Genomic DNA, 13,696 nt, shown 5'->3' with positions numbered 1-13,696 from the left:
TTTGTTCAAGCACGTTGATTGACTGTCAAGTTTCATTCCGGGTCAAGATCAAAAATCGCACGGTTACCCGGTGGCATCCTCTCCGGTGATGCATAGATGCGATGGCCGCGCAGCAGTCGTCGCGGAGTTCCCCTCTCGTAATGCCTCTATGATCCGCCATCCCAACGACGCGCTATGTCGGGCACCCGACACAAGACGCAAACATGTCTACTCACATCAATCTCCAGTCTGATTTGGCCGCGTTGACTGTCCCAGGGGGTTGGTTCGCCTCCTTACCGCAGGCATTGCGGGAAGCGCTATTGGTCAATGCTGAAATCCGAACCATTGCAGCGGGCCAACGCCTGTTTGCGCGAGGTGACGCACCTGACGGGATTTACTGCGTATTGACAGGTGTTGTCCGGGTGACGGGCATTACTGAAAATGGCCAGGAAGCCATCTTGGCCATGCTTGAATCGCCACAATGGTTTGGTGAGATTGCCTTGTTTGACAACGAGCCGCGAACCCATGACGCGTGGGCAGAGTCAGATGCGAAATTGCTCCGGGTTTCACAACCAACACTGGAGAAAATGCTGTCAGAGCGACCCGATGACTGGCGGCATTTTGGCCGCCTGCTGACGCAGAAGTTACGCTCTGTCTTCGTTGCCATGGAGGACATCTTTCTCTTGCCACCTACTGCCCGACTGGCAAGAAGACTGTTGAGCATGGCCAAAGGCTACGGTGCCTGGACTGACCATACCAGCCGCGTGATTTCCATCTCGCAGGAACAGCTCGGACTGATGTTGTCACTGTCCCGCCAGACCGTGAATCAATCTCTAAGGGAGCTGGAAGACGCGGGATCCATCCGCCGCCATCGAGGGTCAATCGAGATTCTGGATTTGCGCAAGCTCGAAGCGCTAGGCAGATGAAGTAGCCGGTATTGACGTCGCTGTCGGTCCGATTCAGTTCAGGCCTGCTGAATTCTCCCAAGAATTATTTAGCTATTAAAATAATAGCTGCCTACCCATATCAGACGGGGGCTAGAGCCCGATTTTATCTAAACTTTTGAAAAATCCGGTTTGCGCTTTTCCATGAACGCCGTGAACGCCTCGCGTGCCGCCGGTTCGCGCAGCAGGCGGCCAAAGCTGGCGCCCTCTTCCACCATGCGCTCGGCCACCACGCTGGCCTGCCCTTTTTTCATCAATCGCTTGGTTTCAATCAAGGCGCTCAGGGGTTTGGCGGCCAGCTTGCGGGCCTGGCGTTGCGCCAGCGCATTGGCCTCGGTCGGCGGCACAATGCGGCTGATCAGCCCCATCTCCAGCGCGGACTCGGCCAGGAACGGCTCGCCCAACAGCAAGGCCTCGGCCGCACGGCCATAACCCATCAACTGCGGCGCCAGGTAACTCGATCCGGCTTCCGGGCACAGGCCCAGATTCACGAACGGCATGGAAAACGCAGCGTTGTCACCGGCATAAACCAGATCGCAATGAAACAGCATGGTGGTGCCGATGCCCACGGCCGGTCCGCAGACCGCCGCAACTATGGGTTTGGGAAAGGTGCTGATGACGCGCAAAAAACGAAAAACCGGCGAGTCTTGCGTGGCCGCCTGCGCATGCAAGAAATCTCCAATGTCGTTGCCGGCACTGAAAATCGTCTCATGCCCTTGAAAGACAAGGGCACGAAGCTGCGCGTCGGTTTGCGCCTGCTGCAAGGCGTCAGCCATGGCCGCATACATGGCCTGGGTGAGGGCGTTTTTTTTGCTCACACGATTCAGGGTGATGGTCATCACACCGGCGCTGGTATCGATCAATAAGTCCGTCATGTTGTCTCGTTCAATTTTTTGTAAGCGCTCCGCGCACAGGATCCGGTTTGCCGTTGAGGAGCATTATTCTTTGTAGTAAACCAGTTGATGCGTGGTGGCCAGCAAGCTGCCGGCGGCATTCCAGAGTTGCCCGGCTTGGTCAAAAAAACCGTTGCGATAACCCTGCCCGCGTGCCTGCGCCAGCAGGAAACCGGTACCGGACTCGGCCAACTGTTCGGGCCCGGCATGAAAATAGACCGTCAGCGACACCGTGCCGGCGGGCACCAGCAGCGCCCGGCGCAACCAGACGCGCGGGAAGAACCCGTCGGCCATGGCCACCAGGGATGTGAAGTCCAGCGGGCGCGGCGGCTCGTCACGAATCCAGAGCTGCGTCAGACTGGCCTGCTGCGGGTCGGCACTGGCTGCACCACCGTCCCATTTGGAAGGTAGCGGCCCCGTAATTGATCGCATGTCGTAGCGCGCAAACCAGGCCAGCTTCCCGTCCGGCGCGGCGTTGCGGGGCAGCGAGTCGGGCCGGGGCACTTCAGGGCAGGGCAGATCACTGGCGCTCCAGGTGTCGCGCCGCAAGGCGGTGATGGCGGTGCCCGTCAGGGCCACAATGTCCACCCCGTTGGCATCGGTCTGGCGCAAGGCCAGGACCCAGTGCTGGGTCGAGCGATTGGTTTGCGCTGGCGTGGCCACGACCTTGAACGGCCCCGCTGTCAGGGCGCTGGTGTAGTTCACCGTCAAGGCCACTGGGTCGCCCAGACGCGAGGGATGCGTCATGACGGCGTTCAGGGCAATGGCAGCCGTGATGCCACCAAAAGGCCCCACCATGTTCCACCAGGCCGGGCTGGTTTGCCCCAAAAATTGGTCGGGTGCCGCGTCAAAGTCTGGCGTCAAAGTGAGCGCCGTGTCGAAAGGGTGTGAACTCATGGACCGCAGTATCGCAGCACACCCGGCAGCAGGGCGTCATCTGGGTGACGACGGGTTTTGCTACGCTGTTGACCTTAACGTTGTATCGAACTTCTTTGAGTTCCGGGCGCTGGTCGTGCTGGCCGAAGTTGGGACATGGGCCCCCGCCTCATACTGTCAAACGCCCAGAAAACGAAGTTTCAGAGGAGACTAACTTGCTTGCAAGTCATGTCGTAACTAAATCGGCGGGGATCCACGCCCCAATCTCTGCGGGCGACGTTCCTGGTTAACGAAGCACGTTTTGATGCTCGCGAAGGACAGGGCTGCAGCGGGCACGGTCAGTCGCGACCGGCAGGTATATAGCAACCCAGTTCCCTCCCGATCAGAAACCGCTCGTGAAGTCACATAATACTGTCAGACATGAATTGGTATAACTTTCGGCAGTTCTTTTCTCGGTCGAATCCGAACCTATGTGATGCCTTGATCTGATCGCTAACGTGTAGGCCACCGGCGCTGCGCGAATTCAAACCGAATCGTCCAGCGACCAAAATGAGAGGGTTCCACCGCCGGGTTAGGGCGCATTAGTCATTGTTGCGATGACTGTGGCCAGTAGAGTCACGACTGCGATTAATACCGAGAACACAGCCATACGATATGCCTTCGCAGAAGTCGCATTTGCGGACTTGGCTATGTCGTTTGCCTCTTGGGCTAAATGAAGCTGCTTCACTTGATATTCATCTGCGGCGTGTTGTTTAACTAATGCCAATCGAGTTAATACATAGCCGTAGTTGTCGCCCTGAAAGCGTGAGCGGCTTTCTTGCATGACTTCATAGAGGAGTTCCTCCAGGGAAAGGGTGTCAATTGTCTGTTTCGTTGAGTCGGATATCACGCGTGATCCAGTTCTAGGCTGGTGGCCTCATTTCTTACCGAGTGATTCCAAAAACTCCCGGCGGCGAAGCAACAGAAACGCTTTGAAGCTCTTCTTTAGCTGGACATTTTCCTTAAGGACGAAGTCCACCTCGTCTTTGAGAAAGAAAATCAGGAGTGCATTGCAGCTGAGCCATGCGTCCATTGATGCCGGTCCAAACGTGGTTAATTGTGTCAAAAGGCGACGGGTATGCGAAACGCGCAGATTTGCGATCAGAGTCCGTTCGGAGGGGGAGGCGTTTTCAGCCGCGCAATCATCAAGTTGTTCAATGGCCTCCAAGATGAACTGTGCTTTGACAGCGGGATCTGCCTCATTCTCCGCTCTCTCAAGAAGCACCCTTGCATCGTCGATATCGTGAGTGATCGTCATTTTTGTCTGCTTTCCTAACGTAGAAACAACCGGAGCAGTGCGGCTCTATCGCGCAGCGCCCAACGAGCGAAGCAAACGGCGTTGAGCGCCAGGCTAACCCCGACTTGGTCGAAGACGAAGGCCACGTTCTGCCTCTTAGTTGCAGTCGCCACTGACTGATGAAACCGCATCTTCGTAGTCACTGTGAGCATCTTTGACGCGACGAAACTCGGTGCTGCAGTCATCACCAAAGTCCTGTGCTTCGGCACAATTCCGGAGCTTTCTCGCATAGTCCGCTAGCTCGGAAGCCGCGCTTTCCGCTTGTGAAAGCGAGTCGCGACACTCCTCCGACTTGCCACTGCTGCTTTGCGTTTTGATCCGGCGGTATACGATAAGCACCTCCTGCCTCTCTTGAGGTGGAAGCTGCTCAAGCTTCTTCTTGCCCGACATGATCTCTTGGTAGTTTCTGAGACCGCGTTGGATATCTTGTGCCATTGCGACTGGCGCGACCTGGGCTACGATAAGTGCCACGGCGATGATGGTGATCGTGAGTTTCATGTGCAAGGTGCTAAATCAATATGGTGAGACACGGAAATATCTCCCCAATATGGCGTTTATCACCGCAAAGTCGGAACAGAAAAGGCACGGAGACCTCCATTCAAAATTGGGCTTTCGACGCCTTCTTTTTGAGCGTCCAGGGGGAATAAAAGTTTCAGAAATACCAGCACGCCAAATTTTTAGTAAACCAAGCTGCTGGATCAGTTGAATGAGGAAATTCGTTGCCTGCACTATATTCCAACAGACGGCGCACCTGGATGTTTCGTTGCGAGGCAATTCGAGCGCCCGTCTCGCTCGATGAGCATTTTTGAATTTGGCTGGCGGCGTATGACAATTTTTGCCGACTCCAGCAGACTGGTGGCGTTCATTCAACTTTGGCGACAACCTCCACTCAACGTGACCTCCATGTGCACGCCGCTTGCCGACCGCGCTCATCTTGGATCGCTAGGTTAGGTCTCTGGGCCGTCGCAGCAAAGAATTGTTAACCCACAGCTTATCGGCATTCTGCTCCGCCGCCCTTCTTACTTCGACAACTCTGCCCGGTCCGACAGTCTGCATTTGTGTCACACGCCGTGGTTGTGGCGCGACCATCACCAAATACCGCGGCCACCTTGGCTGATATCTCCTCAAAGAATGCGCGTGCCCCTAAATTAGGGCGTTCCTGTCGAAGCTGTTTTGCATAAAGTATGGAAAATTCGGTCTTTGGACGATCATTGCCAAACCATGGATTTACAGCCTGCCAACTTCGAAATTCTGGCGTCGTGGAGTAGTCAACCTGTCCTATGGAAGATTGCTGCTCTATCTGGCCCCGCAATGTCTCATTTTGCAGTCTCTGATTTTCAATCTGCTGTAGTTGCATCAGTTGCTGCAGTTGCGCTTGCTGCTGTTGCCCTCGTTGCTGCTCGGCGATACATATACCTTGAGCGGCGCCGTACAGGCCGCCACAGCCTCCTGTATCTTCTACGACCCAGCCACCGATGCCATTCGGTCGGATATTTTGCTGGGCAGAAACAGTTGCCGTAACGAAAACGAGGGCTAGGAGCAGTGCAATTCGCATATGAGGCTTGGTCATTTTGGTCTCTTTCGGATGACGAAGTGAAGAGGTCTAACTCAATAGAGAGACCGCCCGCGTCTCCCAAATATGGGCCATGAAGCTCGCAAGAAATATAGACCCCTAACAAATTTCGTTCATTGTCAAGGGCAATAAAAGTTCTGGAAATTTCGCTAATCCGGTTGTCAGGTCAACACGGTTCATAAAATCCGTTGCATATGCCGATTCACCGCTTGCACTATAGCCCAGCAGACAACGTACATGAATGACTCGTCACGCTGCTCAAGAGTCGGCCACTGGCGGCGCCTGATTTCTCGGGCTGAACGACCGCGATGGAGACTTTGGTTCAGCGAACGGCCGTTCTAGAGCAACAACCCCGAATACCCGCTTCTGGTCGGCTGGGGGTGCAGCGACCATCGGAATCAGAGCCACATTGCCGACCGCCGGCTGCAGATGTCTATGTCGGCTTTGGAGAAGGCAGTTTGGCAAACGCTATGTCAGGAACGTGTCTGCAAGAGCCGTTGACTCGGGAGTGACAAGCTTTTCAGGTTGAGGGACAGGTCCACACTGATTCCAGGCCCTTTACAGGGCGGACTCAAGTCACTTTTGGGCGGCTCTCCCCCTTTTTTCGAAAGCAGTCGTTCGTCCCGATTTCACTGATGTGAATTAATGGCCAAAAATGACCAGTGCAGCCTGGTCACCAGAGCAACCTGCTTTACAGGTACGATGCCTACCCGCTCAACTCCATGCAAGTTCGTCCATGACTCACCACGTCACCCGCCTCAAGGTGCTAAGTGCCGGCATCTTCAGCTTGATCCTGGCGCTGGGCGTGGCCCGTTTTTCCTACACTCCGCTACTGCCGCTGATGCAGCAACAAGCCGGCCTGGGTGTGGCCGCAGCCGGTTGGCTGGCAGCCATTAACTACGCGGGGTATTTGAGCGGTGCGCTGATTGCATCGCGCATCAGCAGCCTGGTGCTCAAAGACCGGCTTTACCGCATCGGCATGGTGCTGGCCATTGTCAGCACGCTGGTGATGGGCTTGAGCACGAATTTGGTGGTGTGGGCGCTGTCGCGTTATGTGGCGGGACTGACCAGCGCAGCGGCCATCCTGCTGGGCACCGGGCTCATCATGAACTGGCTCATCCGCCACAACCACCGCAGCGAGATGGGCATCCACTTTGCCGGCATTGGGCTGGGCATTGCGGGTTGTGCTGGTGCCGTGATGTTATTCACGCCCTGGCTCGACTGGCGTGAGCAATGGTTTGCGTTTACTGCGGTGGGCTGCGTGCTGCTTGTGCCTGCGCTACGCTGGTTGCCCCCACCAGACACCAGTGGCCTCACCAGCAGCGGCCAGAAGCTGCAAGACAAGCCTCCGAGCCCCTTGTATTTGCGTGTGTTCATGGCGGCCTATTTTTGTGCCGGCTTTGGCTATGTGGTGAGCGTGACCTTTATCGTGGCCATCGTGAACCATTTGCCTGGCTTGGCCGGGTGGGGCAATCTGGCGTTTTTGGCCATTGGCATCGGGGCGGCACCGGCCTGCATCAATTGGGATTTAATCGCGCGGCGCAGCGGTGACTTGAACGCGCTGATCTTGGCCGCTGTGCTGCAGATTGTGGGCATTTTGTTGCCCGTGCTGGTGCCTGGTCCGTGGGCCGCCATGCTGGGTGCCTTGCTGTTTGGCGGCACCTTCATCGGCATGGTGAGCCTGGTGCTGAGCATGGCCGGACGCTACTACCCCACCATGCCCGCCAAGATGATGGGCAAGATGACGCTTTCGTACGGTGTTGCACAAATCATGGGCCCGGCCATCACCGGCATGATTGGGGCGCAGTTTGGCAGTTACAACGCTGGTCTGTATGTGGCAGCCAGTGTCATGGTGCTGGGTGTCGGACTGCTGTTTGTGCTCAAGGTGGTGGAGCGGCGCGACGCGCAGGGTGTATCGGGCCAGCCTTGAAAGAGACACTTTTTGCGAAAAAGGGCCACTGGTGCGTGGCCTTCTTCATCTGACTTAGCGCTTAGACGCGCTCAAAGATACCCGCGGCGCCCTGCCCCATGCCGATGCACATGGACACCATGCCGTACTTGAGCTGCTTGCGCTGCAGCGCATGGATCAAGGTGGCGGCGCGGATGGCACCGGTAGCGCCGAGCGGGTGACCCAGCGAAATGGCACCACCCATCGGGTTGACCTTGGACTGGTCAAGCCCGAGCGTGTTGATCACGGCCAGCGACTGGGCAGCAAAGGCTTCATTGAGTTCGATCCAGTCAATGTCGTCCTGCTTCAAACCGGCATAACGCAGCGCAGCGGGTATCGCCTCGATCGGGCCAATGCCCATGATTTCGGGCGGCACGCCTTTGGCGGCAAAACTGACGAAACGCGCCAGCGGTGTCAAGCCAAATTGCTTGACCGCTTTTTCACTGGCCAAAATCAGCACGCCGGCACCGTCCGAGGTCTGCGAGCTATTGCCGGCGGTCACCGTACCGCGTGCGGCAAAGGGTGACTTGAGCTTGGCCAGACCTTCCAGCGAGGTATCCGGGCGCGCGCCCTCGTCCACACTGACGGTGCGCTTCTTCTCGATCACCTCACCGGTGGCCAGATTGGGCGCGCGATCCGTCACTTCAATCGGCGTCGTTTCAGCGCCGAAGTAACCCGCCGCTTGCGCAGCGAGTGCCCGCTGGTGAGATTGAAGTGCAAATGCGTCCTGTGCCTCACGGCTGATCTTCCACTGCGTCGCCACCTTCTCGGCGGTCAGACCCATGCCGTAGGCAATACCGACGTTCTCGTCCTTGGCGAACATCAGCGGCGAGAAGGACGGCGCATTGCCGCCCATCGGCACCATGCTCATGCTCTCCACGCCCGCGGCAATCATCACCTCGGCTTCACCAACGCGAATACGGTCAGCCGCCATCTGGATCGCCGACAGGCCGGAGGCGCAAAAGCGGTTGACGGTGATGCCGCCCACGCTGGTGGGCAGACCGGCCAGCACAACTGCCGTGCGTGCCACGTTCAGGCCCTGCTGGCCTTCGGGCATGGCACAGCCGCAGATCATGTCTTCGATCATGTTGCGGTCCAGCGTGGGCACCTGTGCCAGCGCGGATTGCAACACACTGACCAACAGATCATCCGGTCGCATGTTGCGGAAAAACCCCCGGTGCGAGCGCCCGATGGGGGAACGCGTGGCGGCGACGATATAGGCTTCTTGAACTTGTTTCATGGTGACTCTTTTCAATAACAGTCGAAAGTGATTAATCGAACGAAGTTCGTGACTGAGAGAGCGTAGCGAGCGGTCATCAGGCTAGGCGGACGGAGCACAGGAACCGGAACGTACCCCCGTACGTGAGGATTCCGAGCACCGCCCAACGACGCATGGTGACCGCGCAGTAGCTCTATCAGTTACGAACTGGCTTGCCGGTGGAGAGCATGCCCATGATGCGTTCCTGCGTCTTGGGGTGCGTGAGCAGCGAGCAGAAGGCCTGGCGCTCCAGCGTCATCAGATACTCTTCGCTGACCAGGCTGCCGGCATCCACATCACCACCGCACACCACGTTGGCAATCAGGCTGGCAATGTGGTAGTCGTGCGCACTGATGAAACCGCCGTCGCGCATATTGACCAGCGAGCCCTTGATGGTGGCCACGCCGCTGCGCCCCGCCACCGCGAACAGGCGCTTTTGCGGCGCCCGGTAGCCCGAGTTGAACATCGCCTTGGCCTCGTTGATGGCCACAAACAGCAACTCGTCCTTGTGTGGAACGATCACATCGCCCTCAAGCACATAACCGAGCTTGCGCGACTCCAGTGCGCTGGTTCCCACCTTCGCCATGGCCGCGGCGGTGAAGCCTTCGGTCAGGAAGGGCAGCAGGTCTTTACCGGTAGACGCGGCGGCTTTCTCAGCCGCGCGACGGGCGATATAGGTCAGCCCACCGCCACCGGGCACCAGGCCGACACCCACTTCCACCAGACCGACATAGCTTTCCATGGCAACCACCCGTTTGGCGGAAAACACCGCCAACTCGCAGCCGCCACCGAGCGCCAGGCCGCGCACCGCCGACACCACGGGCACGTTGGCATAGCGCAGCTTGAGCATGGCCTCTTGCATCTCCAGCTCAGCCCCATCGATCGCCTTGGCACCACCCATCATGAAGGCGGGCAGCATGGCCTGCAAATCAGCGCCGGCTGAAAACAGCTCGTCGTTCGACCAGATCACAAGCCCCTGGTAGCTGGCCTCGGCCAGTTCCACACCCTTGAGCAGACCTTCAACCACGGCCGGGCCAATGGCGTGCATCTTGGTCTTGATGCTGGCAATCACTACGTCGTCGGCCAGCGTCCACAGGCGAATTGCATCGTCTTCAAACAGTGTCTTGCCGGCGGTTTGGGCCTTGGGCGCATCGGCACCCAGCACGCTCTCGGGGAAGTGCTGGCGCGTATACACCGGCAGGCTGCGCGGCAATACAAATTGGCCCGTGCTCGGGTTCCACGAACCCTGCGGTGTGTGCACGCCACCGGCCTCAAGCACCGGGCCTTTGAAGACCCAAGCGGGCAGTGGCGCCTTGCACAAGGCTTTGCCAGCGTCGATATCCTCTTTGATCATGTTGGCCACGTTGAGCCAACCGGCTTCTTGCCACAACTCGAACGGGCCCTGCTTCATGCCAAAGCCCCAGCGCATGCAGAAGTCCACGTCGCGCGCATTGTCAGCAATGGCTTCCAGGTGCACCGCAGCGTAGTGAAAGGCATTGCGCAAAATGGCCCACAAGAACTGGCCCTGCGCGCCTTCGCTGTCACGCAACAATTTCAGCCGTTCGGCGGCCGGTTTTTTCAGCATGCGCGCATAGACCTCGTCGGCCTTCTGGCCACCGGGCACGTACTCTTTGGATTCGCCGTCAAAACGCAGCACATCGCGGCCGACTTTCTTGAAGAAGCCGGCCTTGGTTTTTTGACCGAGGTTGCCCATTTCCAGCAAGGTCTTGAGCACCGCGGGGGTGGCAAAACTTTCATAGAACGGATCGGTGTCAAGCGTCAATGTGTCTTGCAAGGTCTTGATGACATGCGTCATGGTGTCCAGCCCCACCACGTCAGCGGTGCGGAAGGTACCGGAACTGGCGCGGCCCAATTTTTTGCCGGTCAGGTCATCGACCACGTCATAGCTCAGGCCAAAATTCTCGACCTCTTTCATGGTCAACAACATACCGGCGACGCCCACGCGGTTGGCGATGAAATTGGGGGAATCCTTGGCCCGCACCACACCCTTGCCCAGGTTGCTGGTGACAAAGGCTTCCAGGTCGTCCAGGATCTGCGGCTGCGTGGTGGGGCTGTTGATCAACTCCACCAGCATCATGTAGCGCGGCGGGTTGAAGAAGTGGATGCCGCAAAAGCGTGGCTTGATTTCTTCCGGCAGGACTTCACTGAGCTTGGTGATCGACAGGCCCGAGGTGTTGGACGCCACGATGGCGTGCGGCGCCAGGAAAGGGGCAATTTTTCTGTACAGATCGAGCTTCCAGTCCATGCGCTCGGCGATGGCTTCTATCACCAGATCGCAGTCCAAGAGCTGGTCCATGTGCTCTTCGTAATTGGCCTGCTGGATCAAGGCAGCATCTTCAACCACGCCCAGTGGCGCGGGCTTGAGCTTTTTCAGGCCCTCAATGGCGCGCGTGACGATGCCGTTCTTGGGGCCTTCTTTGGCGGGCAGGTCAAACAGCACGACCGGCACCTTGCAATTGACCAAATGGGCGGCAATTTGCGCACCCATCACGCCGGCACCCAGCACGGCGACTTTTTTGACTTGGAATCTTGACATTGATTTAATCTCCGTTCGGGCTGAGCTTGTCGAAGCCCTTGAATATGTTCACAAATGCCCTTCGACAAGCTCAGGGCGAACGGCTCATTGATTACGGGACGCGCGTCCAGGTTTGGGTTCGATAGAAAAACGCGATGTAGCCGCGCACCTGCAGTTGCTTGCCGTCTTCGATCGGCGTCAGGCGCAAGGTGTAGTCCTTGCCGTTGTCAGGGTCGAGGATCTTGCCGCCTTCCCAAACCTCCTTGCCATCGGATTTTTTGGCGCCACGGATGATCTCCAGACCCAACACCGGCTTGTTTTTGCGCTCATCGGCACACTTGTCGCAGACATCGTCCTGCCTGGCATCTTTGCGCAGCAGTTTCTCGATGCGGCCCGAGAGCACGCCCGCGTTATCGCTGATGCGCACCTCGGATGACACCTCACCGGTCTTGTCATCCACGGTGCGCCACACGCCCACGGGCGTCATCTGGGCCAGCGCCGGCCATGCCAGCGCAGCCAAAACAACAGCAGCTATTTGCCTGGACATAAGGGCTCCTTGGCTCTCAGGCCAGGGCGGCATCGGTGTCCATCAACACTTTGCTGCCGGCGCGTGCCGTGCGCATCAGCGTGGCGGTTTCGGGGAACAGTTTGGCAAAGTAGAAGCGCGCCGTCTGCACCTTGGCCAGGTAGAAGGAGTCGGTGTTGCCGGCGGCAATTTCACGCAAGGCCACTTGCGCCATGCGGGCCCAGAAGTAGCCAAACACCAGGTGACCGGCCACGCGCAGGTAGTCCACGGCGGCAGCGCCCACTTCATCGGCGTTCTGGAAGCCCTTGAAACCGATTTCGGTCGTGAACTTGGTCATCTGGTCGCCCAGAATGGCGATCGGGGTGATGAATTCGGCCATCTTTTCGTTGACGCCTTCTTCGGCCACCAGTTGGCCAACGAGCTTGCCGAACTTGCGCAAGGTGGCGCCGTTGTTGCCCAGGATTTTGCGTCCCAGCAAGTCCAGCGACTGGACGGTGTTGGTGCCTTCATAAATCATGTTGATGCGGTTGTCGCGCGCAAACTGCTCCATGCCCCAGTCCTTGATGTAACCGTGGCCACCAAACACCTGCATACAGGCATTGGTGGAAATATGGCCGTTGTCCGTGATAAAGGCTTTGACGATCGGGGTCAGCATGGCCAGCAACTCACCAGCGTCCTTGCGCACTTTTTCGTCAGGATGACTGTGCTCTTTTTCCAGCAACATGGCGCTGTAACACAACAGGGCGCGGCCGCCTTCGGCATAGGCCTTGGCCGTGAGCAGCATCTTGCGCACGTCCGGATGCACGATGATCGGGTCGGCCGGCTTGTCCTTGGCCTTGACACCGGTGAGCGAGCGCATCTGGATGCGCTCCTTGGCGTAGGCCAGCGCGTTCTGATAAGCCACTTCCGTCTGGCCGAGCGACTGGTTGCCAACACCCAGACGCGCCGCGTTCATCATCACAAACATGGCCTGCATGCCTTTGTTGGGCTGCCCCACCATGGTGCCGACCGCGCCGTCGAGCACCAGTTGCGCCGTGGCGTTGCCACAGATGCCCATCTTGTGCTCCAGGCCGCCGCAGTAAATACCATTGCGAGCGCCCAGCGAGCCGTCCTGCTTGACCAGAAACTTGGGCACGATGAAAAGACTCACCCCCTTGATGCCGACCGGTGCATCGGGCAGACGAGCCAACACCAGGTGAATGATGTTGCTGGCCATGTCGTTCTCGCCGGCACTGATGAATATTTTTTCGCCCGTTATTTTGTACGTGCCGTCGGCCTGCGGCTCGGCCTTGCTGCGCATCAGACCCAGGTCAGTGCCGCAATGCGCCTCGGTCAGGCACATGGTGCCGAGCCACTCGCCACTGGTCATCTTGTGCAGATAGGTCTGCTTTTGCTCTTCGGTGCCATGCGCATGCAGGGCCGCATAGGCACCGTGCGTCAGCCCCGGGTACATGGTCCAGGATTGATTGGCGCTGTTGAGCATCTCGTAGAAACACTGATTGACGATGTGCGGCAGACCCTGACCCCCAAAGGCGGTGTCGCAGGCCAGCGCGGGCCAACCCCCTTCAACGTATTTGGCGTAAGCCTCCTTGAAGCCGGTGGGCGTGGTGACCTCATGCGTCACCGGATCGAGCTTGCAGCCCTCGGCATCGCCGCTCTGGTTCAACGGGAAAGCCACTTCGGCGGCAAATTTGCCACCTTCTTCCAGCACGGCGTTGATGGTGTCAACATCCATGTCGGCGTGCTTGGGGATGGCCGTCAAATCGTCGACGACGTGGAGCACTTCGTGCATCACAAACTGCATGTCACGCAGGGGGGGGGTATAGG

General features: G+C 58.1%; 12 protein-coding genes and 1 other RNA gene. 2 read left to right on the top strand and 11 right to left on the bottom strand.

The genetic code is table 11. The features are described from left to right. Positions 1-203: 203 nt before the first annotated feature. Positions 204-905 (top strand): Crp/Fnr family transcriptional regulator, encoded by a 702-nt coding sequence (locus tag WA157_RS17275; RefSeq protein ID WP_422622141.1) that lies wholly within the window; start codon positions 204-206, stop codon positions 903-905. Positions 906-1,033: 128 nt separating this feature from the next. Here the strand turns inward: WA157_RS17275 and WA157_RS17270 are convergent, their stop codons facing one another. The 6 genes from WA157_RS17270 to WA157_RS17245 all read right to left on the bottom strand — a co-directional run bounded on the left by WA157_RS17270 (position 1,034) and on the right by WA157_RS17245 (position 5,598). After that, positions 1,034-1,798: an enoyl-CoA hydratase gene (locus WA157_RS17270; RefSeq protein ID WP_422622140.1), complete on the bottom strand. Its 765-nt coding sequence runs from the start codon at positions 1,796-1,798 to the stop codon at positions 1,034-1,036. A gap of 63 nt (positions 1,799-1,861) precedes the next feature. Next, positions 1,862-2,713 carry an acyl-CoA thioesterase gene (locus WA157_RS17265; protein ID WP_422622139.1) on the bottom strand — a complete coding sequence of 284 codons (852 nt, stop codon included), beginning with the start codon at positions 2,711-2,713 and terminating at the stop codon, positions 1,862-1,864. Positions 2,714-3,263: 550 nt separating this feature from the next. Continuing rightward, positions 3,264-3,515 (bottom strand): hypothetical protein, encoded by a 252-nt coding sequence (locus tag WA157_RS17260; protein WP_422622138.1) that lies wholly within the window; start codon positions 3,513-3,515, stop codon positions 3,264-3,266. Between the two features lie 93 nt (positions 3,516-3,608). Beyond that, entirely contained in the window at positions 3,609-3,989 is a 381-nt protein-coding gene (locus tag WA157_RS17255) for a hypothetical protein (RefSeq protein WP_422622137.1), read from the bottom strand. Between the two features lie 135 nt (positions 3,990-4,124). Next, positions 4,125-4,526, bottom strand: coding sequence for a hypothetical protein (locus WA157_RS17250; RefSeq protein ID WP_422622136.1), 402 nt, complete (start codon positions 4,524-4,526; stop codon positions 4,125-4,127). Between the two features lie 493 nt (positions 4,527-5,019). Next, entirely contained in the window at positions 5,020-5,598 is a 579-nt protein-coding gene (locus WA157_RS17245; protein ID WP_422622135.1) for a hypothetical protein, read from the bottom strand. A gap of 739 nt (positions 5,599-6,337) precedes the next feature. On the opposite strand from WA157_RS17245, the gene WA157_RS17240 reads away from it, so the two are divergent. Continuing rightward, complete coding sequence (locus tag WA157_RS17240; RefSeq protein WP_422622134.1) at positions 6,338-7,531, top strand: YbfB/YjiJ family MFS transporter; 1,194 nt, start codon at positions 6,338-6,340, stop codon at positions 7,529-7,531. A 61-nt stretch (positions 7,532-7,592) separates the two neighbouring features. Here the strand turns inward: WA157_RS17240 and WA157_RS17235 are convergent, their stop codons facing one another. The 5 genes from WA157_RS17235 to WA157_RS17215 form a co-directional block, all read right to left on the bottom strand. Next, a complete protein-coding gene (locus WA157_RS17235; RefSeq protein WP_422622133.1) occupies positions 7,593-8,789 on the bottom strand; it encodes an acetyl-CoA C-acyltransferase in 1,197 nt (398 codons plus the stop codon). 50 nt (positions 8,790-8,839) lie between these two features. Further along, a non-coding RNA gene (locus WA157_RS17230) (sX9 sRNA) lies at positions 8,840-8,913 on the bottom strand. 51 nt (positions 8,914-8,964) lie between these two features. Further along, positions 8,965-11,364, bottom strand: coding sequence for a 3-hydroxyacyl-CoA dehydrogenase/enoyl-CoA hydratase family protein (locus tag WA157_RS17225; RefSeq protein ID WP_422622132.1), 2,400 nt, complete (start codon positions 11,362-11,364; stop codon positions 8,965-8,967). A gap of 91 nt (positions 11,365-11,455) precedes the next feature. Beyond that, positions 11,456-11,890, bottom strand: coding sequence for a DUF2147 domain-containing protein (locus tag WA157_RS17220; RefSeq protein WP_422622131.1), 435 nt, complete (start codon positions 11,888-11,890; stop codon positions 11,456-11,458). A gap of 16 nt (positions 11,891-11,906) precedes the next feature. Continuing rightward, the coding region (locus WA157_RS17215) for an acyl-CoA dehydrogenase C-terminal domain-containing protein (RefSeq protein ID WP_422622130.1) at positions 11,907-13,696 on the bottom strand (1,790 nt) is incomplete at its 5' end.

It is taken from the genome of Rhodoferax ferrireducens (assembly GCF_049302455.1).
GTDB lineage: Bacteria > Pseudomonadota > Gammaproteobacteria > Burkholderiales > Burkholderiaceae_C > Rhodoferax > Rhodoferax ferrireducens_B.
The sequence above is the reverse complement of the archived record's forward strand: the minus strand, read 5'-3'. Positions and strand labels throughout refer to the sequence as shown.

Bases quoted from the DNA above. Each gene is read 5' to 3' on its own strand.
- WA157_RS17275 (WP_422622141.1), top strand. From the start codon at position 204: ATGTCTACTCACATCAATCTCCAGTCTGATTTGGCCGCGTTGACTGTC.
- WA157_RS17270 (WP_422622140.1), bottom strand. From the start codon at position 1,798: ATGACGGACTTATTGATCGATACCAGCGCCGGTGTGATGACCATCACC.
- WA157_RS17265 (WP_422622139.1), bottom strand. From the start codon at position 2,713: ATGAGTTCACACCCTTTCGACACGGCGCTCACTTTGACGCCAGACTTT.
- WA157_RS17260 (WP_422622138.1), bottom strand. From the start codon at position 3,515: ATGCAAGAAAGCCGCTCACGCTTTCAGGGCGACAACTACGGCTATGTA.
- WA157_RS17255 (WP_422622137.1), bottom strand. From the start codon at position 3,989: ATGACGATCACTCACGATATCGACGATGCAAGGGTGCTTCTTGAGAGA.
- WA157_RS17250 (WP_422622136.1), bottom strand. From the start codon at position 4,526: ATGAAACTCACGATCACCATCATCGCCGTGGCACTTATCGTAGCCCAG.
- WA157_RS17245 (WP_422622135.1), bottom strand. From the start codon at position 5,598: ATGACCAAGCCTCATATGCGAATTGCACTGCTCCTAGCCCTCGTTTTC.
- WA157_RS17240 (WP_422622134.1), top strand. From the start codon at position 6,338: ATGACTCACCACGTCACCCGCCTCAAGGTGCTAAGTGCCGGCATCTTC.
- WA157_RS17235 (WP_422622133.1), bottom strand. From the start codon at position 8,789: ATGAAACAAGTTCAAGAAGCCTATATCGTCGCCGCCACGCGTTCCCCC.
- WA157_RS17225 (WP_422622132.1), bottom strand. From the start codon at position 11,364: ATGTCAAGATTCCAAGTCAAAAAAGTCGCCGTGCTGGGTGCCGGCGTG.
- WA157_RS17220 (WP_422622131.1), bottom strand. From the start codon at position 11,890: ATGTCCAGGCAAATAGCTGCTGTTGTTTTGGCTGCGCTGGCATGGCCG.